Below are 15876 nucleotides of genomic sequence, written 5' to 3' on the forward strand. Positions count from 1 at the left end.
CTCGAGGGGATGGGTCCGCCGCTCGGGGGGGGTGGGGTGTCGGGGTTCGGGGTGGGGGGGCAAGCTTTCCGGGGTGGGTGGGGGTGTTGGGTCCCGGGGGGATGGGTCCGCCGCTCGAGGGGGGGGGTGGGGTGTCGGGGTTCGGGGTGGGTGGGCAAGCTTTCCGGGGTGGGTGGGGGTGTTGGGTCCCGGGGGGGGTGAGCAAGCTCTTGTGGGTGGGCGAGGGTGCTGGGGGTCCGGGTGAGTGGGGCAGCCTCTCGCCGGTGGGTGGGAAAGCCCGGCCCTGAACGGGCCTTGTCCTCAAACGCCGGACGGGCTGGAGGGTGCCGGACCGGTTGGAGCAGTGCCGGCCCTGCCGGGAAGCCACGTCTCGTACCTAAGCGCCAGCCCGGCTGGAGAGTTGCGTCTCGTCCTGAAACGCCGGACAGGCTTGGTGGTGCCGGGCCCGGCTGGGGAGTTGGGCCACGTCCTCAAGCTCCACGTCCTCAAGCGCCACGGCCTCAAGCGCCTCGTCCACCAGCTCCTGGCCGTGCGTCCAGCCTCAAGCTCCGGGCAGGCTGAAGTTCGCCGAACCCCGCTGGAAAGCCGCGTCTCGTCAACGGGCCGGAGGGTGCGGGCTGCTCCCCCGAGTCAGCTGCGGCCTCGGCAATCTCGGCTCGCGCCCCGCCCGTAGACGTCCGTCGGGCCCCGCCCCCCCTGTAATGGCCTGCTGGAAGACAGGCGTGGGCGGGCCCCCGCCCCTCTCCGCCCGCCCCCGCCCCCCTACTGATCCGAAGAAAACCTCACCGCCCCCGCCGGAATCCTCGCGTCGCACCACACCCTTGCCCCCTGGGTCAGTTCGTTGTCGGGGCCGATTACCGCGTTGTCGCCGATGACCGTTCCCGTCAGGATCGAGCGGGTGCCTACCCTTGCTCTTGTGCCGATCAGGGAGTCTGTGATGACGACGCCTGGTTCGATCACCGCGCCCGGGAGGATCGTCGAGCCGTCCACCCTTGCGCCCTCGGAGATCAGGGCGCCCTCGCCCACCACCGTGCCGCCCGTCAGCTTCGCGTCCGGGGCCACCTTTGCCGTGGGCAGGATCAGGCGGTCGCCGCAGCGGCCGGGGACCGCGGGGGACGGGGCGCGGCCCAGGACCAGGTCCGCCGAGCCGCGGACGAAGGCCGCCGGGGTTCCCAGGTCCAGCCAGTACGTCGAGTCCACCATTCCCTGAAGGTGGGCGCCTGCCTTCAGCAGGTCCGGGAACGTTTCCCTTTCCACCGACACCGGGCGGCCCGTGGGGATCGTGTCGATGACCGAGCGGCGGAAGACGTACGCGCCCGCGTTGATCTGGTCGGTGACGATCTCCTCGGGGGTCGTCGGCTTCTCCAGGAACGCCAGGACCCGGCCCGTCTCGTCGGTCGGGACCAGGCCGTACGCCCTCGGGTCCGTCACCTTCGTCAGGTGGAGCGACACATCCGCTCCCGTCGTCTCGTGCGTATGCACCAGGCGCCTGATGTCGAGGCCCGTGAGGATGTCGCCGTTGAAGATGAGGACGGGGTCGTCGGGGGCGGAGTGCAGGCGGGACGCCACGTTGCGGATCGCGCCGCCGGTGCCGAGGGGTTCGTCCTCGGTGACGTACTCGATGTGGAGGCCGAGGGACGAGCCGTCGCCGAAGTACGGTTCGAAGACCTCTGCCAGGTAGGACGTCGCGAGGACGATGTGGTCGACGCCGGCCGCTCTCGCCCTCGCCAGCTGATGGGTGAGGAACGGCACCCCCGCCGCCCTGACCATCGGTTTCGGGGTGTGCACCGTGAGCGGGCGCAGCCGGGTTCCCTTGCCGCCGACCAGGAGGATCGCTTCTGTCACCTGTCGTCTCTGCTTCCTGCCGGGACCGGCCGAACTGTCTTTCGGCCGGTCAGTGTATGCAGACCGATACGCGGTGGCCCCCCACCCCTCGTGTCCCCGGCTCAGCGCCCCTGATAGCGCGCCGCTGTCGTACGGACCGAGCCGAGCTTGCCGTAGAGCTGCCTTCCGGGGCAGTCGGTGGCGAAGCCGTCGCGGTGTCCGGAGATCACGTTCAGTCGTACGTTCTTTCCTTTTCGGTAGAGATTGCCACCCGCGGACTTCAGATATGTCTTTCCGCGCGGATCGACCCCGTAGAGGCCGAGTTTCCACGCGATCAGACGGGCCACGGCCGTCACCGCGTTCCCGGACGGACGGGTGGAGCCGTACGTGCCGAGGACCGCGATCCCCACGCTGTGCGCGTTGAATCCCATGGTGTGGGCACCGAGGACCGGCTTGGTCACTCCCCCGGCGCGGCCCTCGTAGATGGTGCCGCACTTGTCTACGAGGAAGTTGTAGCCGATGTCCTTCCAGCCCATGCTTTTTACGTGGTAACGGTAAATACCGCGAATGACGGACGGTGCCTGCGCGCAGGTATACCGGTTTCCGGTGGCCGTGTGGTGAACAAAAGCCGCCTTCAGGTCCTTCGTGTAACCGAACTTCTTCTCCCGCAGCTTCTCGTCGGCGCCCCAGCCGTGCCGGCTGACGATCTTCGGGCGGGGGGCGGTGTGCGGCGCGGCGATCATCCGGCGGCCCGGCTGCCCGAGCTGTTCGAGCTGTTCGAGCTGCCCGAGCTGTTCGATGCCTTCCGGTACGACCATCCCGTTGTCCTTCGGTACGACCGTCCCGGCTTCCTCCGGTACGACCGTCCCCGGGTCCACCAGTTCCAGGCTCAAGCCCGCCGGGAGTGCCGGTGCGGTGAGGGTTCTTGTGCGGTCGTCGGGGTTCTGGGGCCGGTCCGGGGTGACCCGTACCTCCACGCCGTCCGCGTCGCCCACCCACAGCGGTGCCGTGCCGCCCCGCCGGTTCGACTCGTCGTACTCCTCGGTGCCGGGGTCGGCGCCGTGGTCCTCGTTGTGGACGTCCAGGTCCTGCCAGTCGGACCAGCTGCCGGTGTCCGTGGCGCGGGTGCGGGTCTGGACCCGGCCGTGGAGTTCGGCGGCGGGGTCGGACCAGACGACGCCCAGCAGGGCGAAGGGGCTGACGTCGCGCCGGGAGAGGCCCTGGTCCGCGCCGGCCGCTCTGGTCAGGGGGGTCAGGGGGAGGGACTGGGTGCTGCCGTCCGGGGCGGCGGGCGGGCGGCGGGTGCCGGCCGCTGTCGCGGGGGTGAGGAGGGTGACGGTGAGGGTGACGCCGATCGAGACCGCTAGCAATCCACGCATGCCGTCGATAGTGGACATAGTCATACATATATGTCCATCCGGGAATTGACGGTCCGTCGGATTCGTTCGGCCGAATCGGTGAGGGGTGGCGGGGGTGGCGCGATTAGGCTTGATCGTGTGAACGCCACCGATCGCACCCCTGCCGACCTGCTGCGTTCCGCGCTTGCCGCGGATGCCGCGCGCCCCTTGGTGACCTTCTACGACGATGCCACCGGGGAGCGTGTCGAACTCTCTGTCGCCACCTTCGCCAATTGGGTGGCCAAGACCGCGAATCTGCTGCGGGACGGGGTGGGGGTGGAGCCTGGGGAGCGGGTCGCGTTGTTGCTTCCCGCGCACTGGCAGACTGCCGTCTGGTTGCTCGCGTGTTCGTCCGTCGGGGTGGTCGCGGATCTCGGGGGTGATGCCGGGCGGGCGGATGTCGTGGTCGCCGGGCCCGACACTCTGGATGCCGGGCTCGCGTGCCGTGGTGAGCGGTACGCGCTCTCGCTCGCGCCGCTCGGTCGGCGGTTCCTTCCTTCGGCGCCTGAGGGGTATGTGGATTACGCCGTCGAGGTGCCGACCTATGGGGATCAGTTCGTGCCGTACGGGGCTGTCGATCCTGATGAGGTCGCTCTGGTGGTCGGTGGGGTGGAGATGAGCGGGGGTGAGGTGGTGGAGCGGGCCCGGGCGGATGCGGGGGCGCTCGGGCTTGCCGGGAGTGGGGGGCGGTTGTTGTCCGGGCTGCCTTACGACACGTGGGAGGGGGTCAGCGCCGGGTTGTTCGCGCCGTTGGCCAATGGGGGGTCTGTGGTGTTGTGCCGGAATCTTGGGGGGGCTTCGGAGGGGGTTGTGGCTGGGCGGGTGGAGAGTGAGCGGGTTACGGGGATTGCTCGGTGAGGTGGTGATTCGGGTGCGGGTGAGTTGTGGCTGGTCGCTCCCCCAAGCTCTTCGAGCAGGGGGCACCCCCAACGCGGCGGAGCCGCGAATCGGCACAGCCCCGCGCCCCTGCACACCCCCTCCCCCGTTCGGCCTACCCCCAGCCTGCACAGGCCAGCGGGGCACGCCATCGTCGTAGAGACACCGGTGCCGATGGCCAAGGGGGGCCCGTATGACTCGTCCTTCCCCCTCCCCCCACCGCAAATGGCTCTGGCTCTCCGCCCTCGGTCTCCTCTCCTTCGCCATCACCGGTGGGCTCGCCGCCGCCTTTCTGTACTCCTCGCTCGATGGGAACATCACCTCTGACACCGCCGCCGCCGATGAGCTGGCGCGGTTCGAGAAGGAGCGGCCCACCGCGTTGGTTCATGGGGCGCAGAACATTTTGGTCATGGGGTCCGACTCGCGGGGCGGTGCCCAGAACAGTCAGTACGGGCGGGACTCCGGGAGTGAGCGGGCCGACTCCACCATCCTTCTGCATCTTGCCGCCGGGCGGCGCAGTGCCACCGCTGTTTCGCTGCCCCGGGATCTCATGGTGCGCATGCCGGGGTGTCTGCGGAGTGACGGGTCACGGTCGGCGCCCTCCTTCTCCATGCTCAACCGGGCGTTCGCCGTCGGCGGGTCCGCATGTGCCGTGCGGACCGTCGAGGAGCTGACCGGGGTGCGGATCGACCACCATCTCGTGGTCGATTTCCAGGGGTTCAAGGAGATGGTCGACGCCATTGACGGGGTGCGGGTCTGTCTGAAGGAGCCCGTCGATGATCCGGCCGCCAAGCTGAAGCTGCCCGCCGGGCTGGTGAACCTCGACGGGGAGCAGGCGCTGGGGTTCGTGCGGGCGCGGAAAACGCTCGGGGACGGGAGTGATACCGAGCGGATGGACCGGCAGCAGCGTTTTCTGGGGGCGCTCGTCAGCAAGGTGAGCGGGAATGGGGTGCTGCTGAATCCGGTGAAGCTGTATCCCGTTCTGGACGCGGCGACTTCTTCGCTCACCGCCGATCCGGGGCTGGCCAGTCTGCGGGGGCTCTATGAACTCGTGCGGGGATTGCGTGAGATTCCCACCGATCGGGTGCAATTCCTGACGGTACCGAGAGAGTCGTACGCCTATAACACCAATCGCGATCAGCTGGTGGAACCGGCCGCCGAGAAGTTGTTCGAACGGTTGCGCGGGGATCTTCCGATCACCGTCGCCTCCAGCCCGCAACCGTACGGACACCGTGCGCACACGCCTCCCACGCCCACCTTCCGGGGCACGGTCGCCGCTGAGGAGACGTGTGGGTAAAGCGCTCGCCAAGCGCAACCGAATCAACGAACTTCTGTTCAAGGAATTGCGGGGGAATGCCCGTTGTAGGGGCGTGGAATTTGTCACCGCCGTCGCTTGACGCCCGGACAGGCGGATAGTGTGAGCGATCCGACGCATGAGCTCTCTCCCCGGGGTCGTGTGTCGATGACCGAGACCCGAGCGCCTTTGAGGGGAAAGGCGCCGCGTGGCCCCGACGGAGGATTCGGACAACCGTGGACGCGCAAGGCCGTGGGCGGGCGGAGAACATCGATCCCGCAGACCAGTGGGTGCTCAATCCGAACACCGGTGAATACGAACTGCGACTGGGAACTTCCGCAGCGCAGTCGTCGGTTCCCGGTCCGCGCAGAGCGGCGGCCCGGGTGGGCGGCGCGTCGAGCCCTGCCGCGAGCCCCGGCGAGAGCCTGGGCGCCGACGCCGCCACCGCGCTGCCCGGCGCCCCCGGGCGGGACGTACCCGGCCCCCGGCGCCGGCGGAGCAACGGCAAACCCGAGGAGCCGCTGCCCGGCCGGCGCGGACGCGGGCCCGCCAAGAACGCGAAGGGCGCCAAGAAGAAGTCCAAGGGGCGCAAGATCCTCATGTGGACCGGCGGGACCATGGCGTTCGTGCTGGTCGGTACGGCCGCCGCCGCGTACTTCTACATCGAGCACCTCAACGGCAACATCACCTCGTCCTCCACCGACGGCGCCGGCACTGGCGGCTTCAGCAAGGACAAGGCGATCAACCTGCTGCTGATCGGCACCGACAAGCGCACCGGCGCGGGCAACGAGGGCTACGGCGACGCCGGGAGCGTCGGGCACGCGGACACCAACATCCTGCTGCACGTCTCCAAGGACCGGACGAACGCGACCGCGCTGTCCATCCCCCGCGACCTGATCGTCAATGTCCCCGACTGCCCGACCGAGCAGGAGGACGGCACCACCAAGGTCATCCCGGGCCAGGAGAACGTCCGGTTCAACACCAGCCTCGGGCAGGACGGGCGCACGCCCAGCTGCACCATGCGGACCGTGACCGAGCTGACCGGGATCACCCCGGACAACTTCATGGTCGCCGACTTCAACGCCGTCAAGACGCTGACGTCGGCCGTGGGCGGCGTCGAGGTGTGTCTCGCCAAGGACATCGACGACAAGGACTCGCACCTCAAGCTGTCCAAGGGCACGCACACCATCGAGGGCGAGCAGGCGCTGGCGTTCGTGCGGACGCGGCACTCGGTCGGGTTCGGCGGGGACCTGAGCCGGATCCAGATCCAGCAGCAGTTCCTCAGCGCGCTGATGCGCAAGCTGAAGTCGAACGACACCCTGACCGATCCGGCGAAGATGATAAAGCTGGCCGAGGCGGGCACGAAGGCGCTCACCGTCGACTCCCAGCTCGACAGCATCGGCAAGCTCAAGGACCTCGGTCTCGAGCTGGGCAAGCTGAACGTCAAGAACCTGACGTTCACCACGATCCCGGTGCTCGACAACCCGGCCGAGAAGGTCAAGGCGACCGTCGTCCTCAACACCTCGACCGCGCCGACCGTCTTCCAGATGATCCGGGACGACGTGTCGTTCACGGAGGTCGCGCAGAAGGCCAAGGAGTCCAAGTCGGCCGCCGCCGCCGAGGCCGCGGCCCGGCTGGAGGGGACGCAGTCCGCCGCCGGCGACGTACGCGTGCAGGTCATGAACGGCGGGGCCGTGGCCGGCAGTGCGCAGGAGACGCTGAGCTGGTTGCAGAACCAGGAAGGCATCACCAAGTCGGAGAACGCGGGCAACGCGGGCACCGAGCTGGCGAACACGACTCTGGAGTACGCCCCCGAACAGGCCGACCAGGCGCGCAAGCTGGCCGCCGTCATGGGGCTGCCGGGGACCGCGCTGAAGCCGGGCAAGAGCGTGACGAACTCTCAAGGGCTGCCGACGATGACGCTGACGCTGGGCAAGGACTTCAAGGGGGCCGGGGTCTCGCTGACCACGCCCACGAAGGTGCCGGACTCGGTGGACAAGTCGACCGCCGACAAGGTGCAGTGCGCGAAGTAGCTGAACCGGCCGCCGGTAAGGGCACGTTAAGAGAGCGGCCGGACGGCAAAAGGTTCTTGCCTTCGCGGTGACCGGGACGGGCCGCCGCGCGTCTTCCTGTACGTGAGGTCCACGCGAGTACAACGCATGGGGCGGTCCGCGTGTCTCACCTTTCGGCGCGGGGTGGTCCCGCGATGTGGTGGCGGGAGGGCAGGGGATGGTGCAGAGCAGGACTCGGGGGGAGGCTTCGGTCGCCCAGGGCACGACAGACGGTTCCGGCGGGACAGGCGTACGCGCCCCCCGCCGGCGCCGGATACTCCGCTGGTCCGCCTCCGTCCTCGCCGTCGTCATACTCGGGACCGCCGGCGCGGGCTACCTCTACTACCGGCATCTCAACGGCAACATCCGCAGCGACGCCCTGAACCTCGGTGACGCGAAGGACCGCGCGGCCACCACGCAGGCCAACTCGGCCGGGCAGAAGGCGCTGAACATCCTCCTCATCGGCTCCGACGCCCGCGACACCGCCGAGAACCAGGCGCTGGGCGGCGCGAAGGACACCTTCGGCGGACCTCCCCTCGCCGATGTGCAGATGCTGCTGCACGTCTCCGCCGACCGCGGCAACATGTCGGTCGTGAGCATGCCGCGCGACACGCTGCTGGCCATCCCGAAGTGCACCGACCCGCACACCGGGCAGAAGTACGCGGCGAGCACCCGGGTCATGACCAACGAGTCGCTCGGGCGCGGGGGCCCCGGCTGCACGGTCGCGACCTGGGAGAAGCTGACCGGCATCCACATCGACCACTTCATGCTGGTCGACTTCTCCGGTGTCGTCTCGATGGCCGACGCGATCGGCGGCGTCCCGGTCTGCGTGGACGCCAACATCTACTCGCACACCAGCAGCGGCAAGGGCTCGGGGCTGAAGCTCGCCAAGGGCACGACGGACGTCAAGGGCAAGCAGGCCCTCCAGTGGCTGCGCACCCGCTACGGCTTCGAGGACGGCAGCGACCTCGCCCGCGCCAAGGCCCAGCACATGTACATGAACTCGATGGTCCGCGAACTGCGCCAGAGCGCCAAGCTGACCAGCCCCAACAAACTCCGCAAACTGGCCGAGGCCGCGACCAAGGCGATCACCGTGGACGACGGCCTGGACAGCATCACGAAGATGTACGACCTCGCCGGCGAACTCCAGAAGGTCCCCACGGACCGGATCACGATGACGACTATGCCCAACCGCTACGTCGGCGCCCGCGTCGAGCCCACCGACGAGGCCGACCAGCTCTTCCGCCTCGTCCGCCAGGACATCGCCCTCGACGGCAAGGACAAGGCCAAGGCGACCCCGTCGCCCTCCCCCACCCCGGACGTGACGGCCGCCCCGGACGCGCAGATCGCCGTCCAGGTCCACAACGGCACCCGCACCGACACCCTCGCCCCCGCCCGGGGCCGCGCCTCCACCATCGCGGACGTCCTCACCGGCAAGGGCTTCACGCAGGCCGTGGCCGACCCGGGCGCCGCGACCGCCGAGCCGGCGACCGTCGTCCGCTACCCGAGCGCCGACCTCCAGGGCGACGCGCTGCGGGTCGCGAAGGTCCTCGGCGTCACCAAGGTCGAGCAGTCCACCGACGTCTCCGGCGTCACGCTGGTCGTAGGGGCCGACTGGCGGTCGGGGACGGCGTACAAGGCGCCGGTGCGGGACGACACCACGCCCGACTCGGCGGAGGCCATGAACGCCTCCGACACGAGCCAGTGCATGAAGGTGAACCCCGGGTTCACCTGGAGCTGAGGACCGCCGGGCGGCGGGACGCGATGACCTTCCTGGCCAGCGACTTGGGGCTGGTCAGGAAGCCGAACCCCCAGCACATGTGCATCATCGCGAGGGCGACCGGGATCTGGGCGCGGGCCTTCAGGCCGAGACCCTTTCCGGCGGGGAGCGAGCCCGCGGCGATCGCGGCGAGGTAGCCGGCGGGGACGACGAACCCCAGCGGTGAGACCACAGCGCCGATCAGCACCCCGGCGGCGATCGCGCACACCGCCGTCGGCGGCGCCAGATAGCGCAGGTTGATCGACCCGGAGTGGTAGCGCGCGACCACGTGCCGCCAGCGCCCGTAGTCCTTGTACTGCTTGGCCAGCGCCTTCACCGAGGGCCTCGGCCGGTACGACACCTTCAGCTCGGGCGAGAACCAGATCAGGCCGCCCGCCTCGCGGATGCGGAAGTTCAGCTCCCAGTCCTGGGCGCGGACGAACTCCTCGTTGTAGCCGCCCTGTTGCTCCAGCGCCTCGCGCCGGAAGACGCCGAGGTAGACCGTCTCGGCGGGGCCCGCCTGCCCGCCGGTGTGGAAGGCCGCGTTGCCGACGCCGATCTTCGACGTCATCGCGGCGGCGACGGCGCGCTCCCAGTCGTTCTCGCCCTCGGCGTGCATGATCCCGCCGACGTTCTGCGCGCCGGTCTCCGCCAGGAGGCGGACGGCGGTGGCGATGTAGTCGGGGGAGAGCATGCCGTGGCCGTCGACGCGGACGACGACCGGGTGCCGGGACGCCTTGATCGCGGCGTTCAGGGCGGCGGGGGTGCGGCCGGTGGGGTTGGGGACCGTGTGCACCCGCTTGTTTTTAAGAGAAGCGGTTTCGGCGACGAGCCGGGCCGCGATCTCGTCCGTGCGGTCCTTCGAGGGACCGAGGGCGATCACGACCTCCATCTCGCCGTCGTACGCCTGCGCGAGGATCGCCTCGACGGCGCCGCGCAGGTGCCGCTCCTCGTTGAGGACCGGCATGATCACGGACACAGCGGGGGGCTTGGCGTTCATAGGGGGATCACGTTACCGCGAACGGGGGAACCGGATGCGCGCCGCCGTGGGTCGAAGATCGTATGGGCCTACGGTGCTCACGGCTCCCCCACCTGGCCGGAGGTCTTCCGATGCCCGCATCCGCACCGCCCCGCCGCCGCCCGCGCCGCCGCCGCACCCGTCCGCGCTGGGCCCTGCGGGTGGTGACGACGGTGTCGGTCGTCGTGCTCGCCTCGGCCGGGATCGGGCATTCGCTGGTGTCGACGCTGGACGCGGACATCGCGCGGGTGGACCCCTTCAAGGACATGAAGAACCGGCCGCGCGCCGGACACGGGATGAACGTCCTGCTGGTCGGCACCGACGGCCGGGACAAGATCACCGAGGAGGAGCGCCGGAAGTACCGCCTGGGCGGGGCGCCCTGCCACTGCACGGACACGATGATGCTGGTGCACATCTCGGAGGACCGGGAGCGGGCCAGCGTCATCAGCCTCCCGCGCGACTCGTACGCCGAGACGCCCCCGCACACCGACGACACCACCGGGCAGAAGCACCACGGGCATCCGATCCGGCTCAACGCGGCCTACGCGGAGGGCGGTCCGCAGCTGACCGTGCGGACGGTCGAGCACATGACGCACGTGAAGATCGACCACTATCTGGAGGTCGACTTCACGAGCTTCATGAAGACCGTGGACGTCCTGGACGGCGTGAAGATCTGCACCGCCGAGCCCCTGAAGGACTCCTACACCGGCCTCGACCTCTCCCCCGGCACCCACACCCTGATGGGCGGCGAGGCCCTCCAGTACGTGCGCGCCCGGCACATGGACGCCTCCTCCGACCTCGGCCGGATGAAACGCCAGCAGCGCTTCATGGCGGCCCTCATCGACCGTACGACGTCCTCGGGCATCCTCCTCAACCCGCTGAAGTTCCGGGACGTGACCCGCGCGGTGCTCGGGTCGGTGCGCGCGGACCGGGGGTTCGGCACCGATGAACTGCTGGACCTGGGGCGGGCGATGCGGGACTTCTCGCCGTCGTCCTCGGAGTTCACCACCGTCCCCGTCGCCGACATGGCCTTCCAGGTCAAGAAGATCGGCTCGACCCTGAAGTGGGACCCGGAGAAGTCGGAGCGGCTGTTCCAGGCGGTCCGCGACGACAAGCCGCTCACCGGCGCCCGCAAGGCGCCGGCCGTGCGGCAGGCGGCGGCCGTCGAGATCGCGCCGGAGCAGATCCACGTCCAGGTGGAGAACGGCACCCACACCGACGGCCTCGGCCGCAAGCTCGACGCGGCGCTCGCGGGGGCGGGGTTCCGGACGACGGGCAGGCCGGTCCCGGCGGAGCGGCGCGAGGAGGCGCACACCGTCGTCGTGTACGACCCCCGCTGGGACCGGTCCGCGAAGACGCTGACGGCGGCCGTGCCGGGGAGTGTGCCGCGGGCGCAGCCGGGGCTCGGGCCGACGCTGAAGGTGATCGCGGGGGCCGACTTCCACGAGGTGCGCAAGGTGAAGGTGAGCGGCGGGGAGGTCGAGGAGAAGGTCGTGCGCGGGGACGAAGTGGGGTGCGCGGGTCACTAGTTGGAAAACGGTGTCCTGAATCCGCCCCCCTGGACCCCCTTCCCGATCTACCTTGGTCCCCATGCTCGGGACTTCGCACTTCCGGACCGATGTGTCACATTCCGCCCGGATATGGAACTACTGGCTGGGCGGCATGGGCCACTACCCGGTCGACGCCGAGGTCGGCGACCGCATCCTGTCCCTGGTCCCGGCGCTGCCGCGGTCGGCGGTCGCGGACCGGCGCTTCCTCGCCCGCGCCGTCCGCCACCTCGCCGGGGCGGAGGGCATCCGGCAGTTTCTGGACATCGGCACCGGACTGCCCATCACCGACAACACCCATGAGCTGGCCCAGCGGGTGGACCCCGGCTGCCGGGTGGTGTGCGTCGACAACGACCCCCTGGTCTTCGCCCACGCCCACGCGCTGCTGACCAGCACCCCGGAAGGGGCGGCGGTGTTCGTCGAGGGGGACGTCCACGACCCGGCGAAGATCCTCGAGAAGGCCGCCGGAACGCTGGACTTCGGCCGGCCTGTCGCGATCACACTTTTGGGCATCCTCAACTTCGTCCTCGACACCGAGGAGGCCGCCGCGATCGTCCGCACCCTGCTGGACGCGGTGCCCTCCGGCAGCCACCTCGTCATCTCCCACCCGACGACCGAGGTCGACGGGGACGCCATGAACACGGCCGTCTCCTACTGGAACGGGCAGGGTTCCGCGCCGATGACGCTGCGCTCGCGGGCCGAGCTGATCCGGCTGTTCGAGGGGACGCGGCTGCTGGAGCCGGGGGTGGTGACGTGCACGCGGTGGCGGCCCGAGGGGACGGCCGCGGACATCGGCGCGGTGACGCACTTCGCCGGGGTCGGGCGCAAAGCGTAAGGGCGGGCGCCCCTTACGGACGCCCGCCCCTGCTGTGCCTGCTTTACGGGACGACCGTCAGCGTGGTCGCCGCGTTGATGTTCTTGCCGTCGCCGTAGCCGACGAGACCGACGTAGGACTGGCCCTTCTTGAGGCCCTTCCAGGAGACGGTCGACTTCGCGACCGTGCCCGAGATGGCCTTCTGCGTGGCCGGGGTGACCGCCGGCTTCACGGTGGGCTTGGCCGAGCCGCCGATCAGCCAGGTGTGGACGGTGTACTTCTGGCTGTCCGTGCCCTTGGGGGCCTGGAACTGGTTGACGTACACCGTGTAGGTGCCCGGCGCGAGGTCGATGTGCTCGTCGTCGCCGGCGCCCGGGTTGGTGAGCGCGGCGCCGTTCTTGTCGAGGACCCACAGGTCGACGTCGCCGCCCGCCTTGAAGTCCGCCGGCAGGATCGCGACCCGCGCGAGGGCGAGGCCCTCGGGGACGGTCAGGGCGAACTTGGCCGTGCGGGGGGCCGGCTTGGTGGGGTCGAACTCACCGGAGCCGGTCAGCGTGCCCGTCTTCGCCGTCCCCGCGTAGAGGCCGTTCACCGAGGTGGTGAAGGTGCCCGAGTAGCCGGCGCGGGGGGTGAGGACCGTCTTGCCGGTGGCGCCGGTGGCGCGCAGTTCGGCGGGGGCGGTGACGCGGGTGGCGCGCAGGGCGACCGTGGAGCGGACCTGGTGCTGCTGGTCGGACCAGGTGACCGCGCCGAAGGAGAACGCCCCGAAGGCGGCGGTCGTCCGCGTGAAGGTCACCTTGTACGACGCCTTCGCGCCCGCCTTGACCGTCAGCTTGGCCGGGGTGACCGTCGCCTTGTAGCCGGCCGGGGTCTGGACGCTCGCCGTGTAGACGGCGGTGGTGCGGCCGACGTTGGTGACCGTACGCGTCACCGTCTGGACGCCCGTGAGGTCACCGACGGCGATGTTCGGCGTGTTCAGGTCGCTCGGGTCGGTCTTCCTGACGCCCCGGCAGGAGTCGGAGCCGTCCTCGGTGACCGGGGCCTGGCCGAGCGCGCACAGGTACGACGCCCAGTCGGCGGCGGAGGAGTCGTAGACCAGGCCGGGGTCGGCGGCGGTGTTCGGGACGACGTGTCCGGAGCCGAAGTCGAGCGGGGTCGCGTTCGCGCCGGAGCGCTGGATCGGCTTGCCCGTGTCGTCCTTCGGGGTCGCGGTCGTCATCAGCGCCGACTTGACCTCCATCGGCGACCACTTCGGGTGCAGCTGGCGCAGGAGGAGGGCGAGGCCCGCCACGTGCGGGGCCGACATCGACGTGCCGGACATGATGCCCTGCGTGCCCGGGAAGCCCGGGGTGCCCGGGGAGGTGCCGGCGACGATGTCGACGCCGGGGGCGGTGATGTCGGGCTTGAGCAGGTCACCGGTGCTGTTGAGGTCCGGGCCGCTGGAGGAGAAGGCGGCCATCTGCGGGGAGCGCTGCTTCACCGCGACGGGAGTCGCCAGCTGGGCGGTCGCTCCGGCGGTCGCGGCGTACGCCTTGACGGCCTCGCCGGACGCCTTGTCGAGGTGGACGCTCGGGATGCTGTGCGCGTCCGCGACCTCCTCGTCGGCGGCGTTGGTGTTGTACAGCACCATGCCGACACCGCCGGACGCCTGGACCTGGGCGCTCTTGTCGGTGCGGGCGTTGCCGCCGCGCGCGCAGACCACGACCGCGCCCGTGACCTTCGCCGGGTCGAGGGTGTCCGGCATGCAGAGGGCTGCCTGGGCCGGGTCGGCGCCGGACTTCGCGGCCTGCGCGCCGTCGACCAGCGGGGCCGAGGGGGCGCCGCCGGCGCTGATGCTGACGCCGGTGTACGTCTTGCCGTCGCCGAGGGTCAGGGTCGCGCGGTAGCCGGTGGAGTGGCCGGAGGCGGCGACCGTCGTGACCCACGGGACGCCGTTGGAGGCGGTGCGCGGGCCGGAGTTGCCGGCCGAGGCGGAGATGAAGACGCCCGCCTTCGCCGCGTTCAGCATCGCCAGGTACTCGGGGCGGCCGGCCGGATCGGTGTTGGAGCCGCCGAGCGAGTAGTTGATGACGTCGACGCCGTCCGCGACCGCCTTCTCCATCGCCGCGACGATGTCGATCGTGCCGCAGCCGTTGCTGTAGCAGACGCGGTAGGCGGCGATCCTCGCGGCCGGGGCGAGGCCGGATATCTTGCCGCGGATGCCGGTGCCGGGGACGGCCGCGTCGACGTCCGCCGCGCCGGCGGCGGTCGTCGCGGTGTGCGTGCCGTGCGACTCGCCGTCCAGCGGGGACGCCCAGTCGGTGTCCTTCGGGTCGGTGACGCTCTTGTTGAAGTACTGGGCGCCGATGACCTTGTTGTTGCAGGCGATCTTGTGGGTGGCGTCCTGGCCGGGGTCGCAGGTGCCCTTCCACTTCTTGGCGATGAGCGCCGCGTCGGGGCGGGGCTCGGGGAGCGCCTTGAGGGAGGGGTTGGGGTTGCCCGCGGGCATGTCGATGCCGGTGTCGAGGACGCCGAGGATCATGCCGGCGCCGGCGTTCGGCCGACCGCCGGGGATCCTGGAGTAGAGGCCGCCGGGGGATGTGAGGCCGAGGTAGGCGGGGCTGTCTATGGGGGGTAGGGCGGCGGAGGCGGTTTTCGCGGTGGCGGCCTTTGCGGGGGCCGCGTTTGCGGTGGCTGCTTTTTCGGTGAGCGCCGCGCCGGTTGTCGTGGTCGTATCGTCCGATGACCCGGTCGACGCCGTCGGGTGGCTCATCACGTTGCGGCTCAGCGAGACGACGCCCGGCGTGCGGGCGAGGGCGTTCGCCTGGAACGCCGTCAGCTTGGCGGCGAAGCCGTTGACGAGGAGCTGGTAGCTGTAGAGCGGCTTGACCCCGTCGACCGCGTCGAGGACCTTGTCGCGCTCCTGCTTGAGCTTGCGTACGTGGTCGCGGACGGCGTCGGTCGCGGTGTTCAGGCGGGTGCCGGGCGCCGGGGCGGTGCTGGGGTCGGTCGCGACGGGCTGGTCGGCGAGCTGGACGAAGTAAGTGCCCGCGGAATAGGTCTGCTTGGCGGCGTCGGCCGGCTGGTCGGCGGCCGGCGCGGACGCGGCCAGGGCCGGGGTTCCCGAGCCGAGGACGAGGGCGGTGAGGAGCGCCGGGGTGAACACGGCGGCAGCTCTGCGGCCGGAGCGTCGGCTCCGGTGGTGCTGGGACAAGTTGGGCCTTCCCCCGCGCACGCCGGCGTGGGGCGGGCATGCGCAATCACGGTCGTGCGGTGCATGGTCGAGTCCCCCGAGATGATCATCATCTTTGTCGTAC

General features: G+C 70.3%; 10 protein-coding genes. 6 read left to right on the forward strand and 4 right to left on the reverse strand.

Annotated elements, in window-relative coordinates; all coding sequences use genetic code 11:
• Nucleotides 1–762: 762 nt before the first annotated feature.
• Together manB and ACYUD3_RS27255 are read right to left on the reverse strand one after the other, a co-directional pair.
• Nucleotides 763–1845, reverse strand: a complete 1083-nt coding sequence (manB, locus tag ACYUD3_RS27250) for a mannose-1-phosphate guanylyltransferase (RefSeq protein ID WP_470975035.1) — start codon at nt 1843–1845, stop codon at nt 763–765.
• A gap of 101 nt (nt 1846–1946) precedes the next feature.
• Nucleotides 1947–3203 carry a peptidoglycan recognition protein family protein gene (locus tag ACYUD3_RS27255; RefSeq protein ID WP_470975038.1) on the reverse strand — a complete coding sequence of 419 codons (1257 nt, stop codon included), beginning with the start codon at nt 3201–3203 and terminating at the stop codon, nt 1947–1949.
• A 117-nt stretch (nt 3204–3320) separates the two neighbouring features.
• On the opposite strand from ACYUD3_RS27255, the gene ACYUD3_RS27260 reads away from it, so the two are divergent.
• The 4 genes from ACYUD3_RS27260 (at nt 3321) to ACYUD3_RS27275 (ending at nt 9183) form a co-directional block, all read left to right on the forward strand.
• The gene (locus ACYUD3_RS27260; protein WP_470975042.1) at nt 3321–4079 is read left to right on the forward strand and encodes a TIGR03089 family protein; all 759 of its coding nucleotides are present in this window, start codon (nt 3321–3323) and stop codon (nt 4077–4079) included.
• A gap of 211 nt (nt 4080–4290) precedes the next feature.
• On the forward strand, nt 4291–5394 hold the full coding sequence (locus ACYUD3_RS27265) for an LCP family protein (RefSeq protein ID WP_470975045.1): 1104 nt from the start codon (nt 4291–4293) through the stop codon (nt 5392–5394).
• Between the two features lie 233 nt (nt 5395–5627).
• A complete protein-coding gene (locus tag ACYUD3_RS27270) occupies nt 5628–7424 on the forward strand; it encodes an LCP family protein (protein ID WP_470975048.1) in 1797 nt (598 codons plus the stop codon).
• 196 nt (nt 7425–7620) lie between these two features.
• Nucleotides 7621–9183, forward strand: coding sequence for an LCP family protein (locus ACYUD3_RS27275; protein ID WP_470975051.1), 1563 nt, complete (start codon nt 7621–7623; stop codon nt 9181–9183).
• Here ACYUD3_RS27275 and ACYUD3_RS27280 read toward each other — a convergent pair.
• On the reverse strand, nt 9170–10201 hold the full coding sequence (locus ACYUD3_RS27280; protein ID WP_470975054.1) for a glycosyltransferase family 2 protein: 1032 nt from the start codon (nt 10199–10201) through the stop codon (nt 9170–9172). The two genes, ACYUD3_RS27275 and ACYUD3_RS27280, sit on opposite strands and share 14 nt — an antisense overlap.
• 110 nt (nt 10202–10311) lie before the next feature.
• Between ACYUD3_RS27280 and ACYUD3_RS27285 the strand changes: the two genes are divergently transcribed.
• Nucleotides 10312–11748: an LCP family protein gene (locus tag ACYUD3_RS27285; RefSeq protein ID WP_470975057.1), complete on the forward strand. Its 1437-nt coding sequence runs from the start codon at nt 10312–10314 to the stop codon at nt 11746–11748.
• 61 nt (nt 11749–11809) lie between these two features.
• Nucleotides 11810–12601, forward strand: coding sequence for an SAM-dependent methyltransferase (locus tag ACYUD3_RS27290; RefSeq protein WP_470975060.1), 792 nt, complete (start codon nt 11810–11812; stop codon nt 12599–12601).
• Between the two features lie 43 nt (nt 12602–12644).
• Here the strand turns inward: ACYUD3_RS27290 and ACYUD3_RS27295 are convergent, their stop codons facing one another.
• Nucleotides 12645–15773, reverse strand: a complete 3129-nt coding sequence (locus tag ACYUD3_RS27295) for a S8 family serine peptidase (protein ID WP_470975063.1) — start codon at nt 15771–15773, stop codon at nt 12645–12647.
• Nucleotides 15774–15876: the final 103 nt, after the last annotated feature.

Source organism: Streptomyces sp. AMJ-169 (assembly GCF_055597585.1).

Excerpts from the sequence above, each read along its gene's own strand:
- ACYUD3_RS27255 (WP_470975038.1), bottom strand. The coding sequence starts at position 3,203 with ATGCGTGGATTGCTAGCGGTCTCGATCGGCGTCACCCTCACCGTCACC.
- ACYUD3_RS27265 (WP_470975045.1), top strand. The coding sequence starts at position 4,291 with ATGACTCGTCCTTCCCCCTCCCCCCACCGCAAATGGCTCTGGCTCTCC.
- ACYUD3_RS27275 (WP_470975051.1), top strand. The coding sequence starts at position 7,621 with ATGGTGCAGAGCAGGACTCGGGGGGAGGCTTCGGTCGCCCAGGGCACG.
- ACYUD3_RS27280 (WP_470975054.1), bottom strand. The coding sequence starts at position 10,201 with ATGAACGCCAAGCCCCCCGCTGTGTCCGTGATCATGCCGGTCCTCAAC.
- ACYUD3_RS27285 (WP_470975057.1), top strand. The coding sequence starts at position 10,312 with ATGCCCGCATCCGCACCGCCCCGCCGCCGCCCGCGCCGCCGCCGCACC.
- ACYUD3_RS27290 (WP_470975060.1), top strand. The coding sequence starts at position 11,810 with ATGCTCGGGACTTCGCACTTCCGGACCGATGTGTCACATTCCGCCCGG.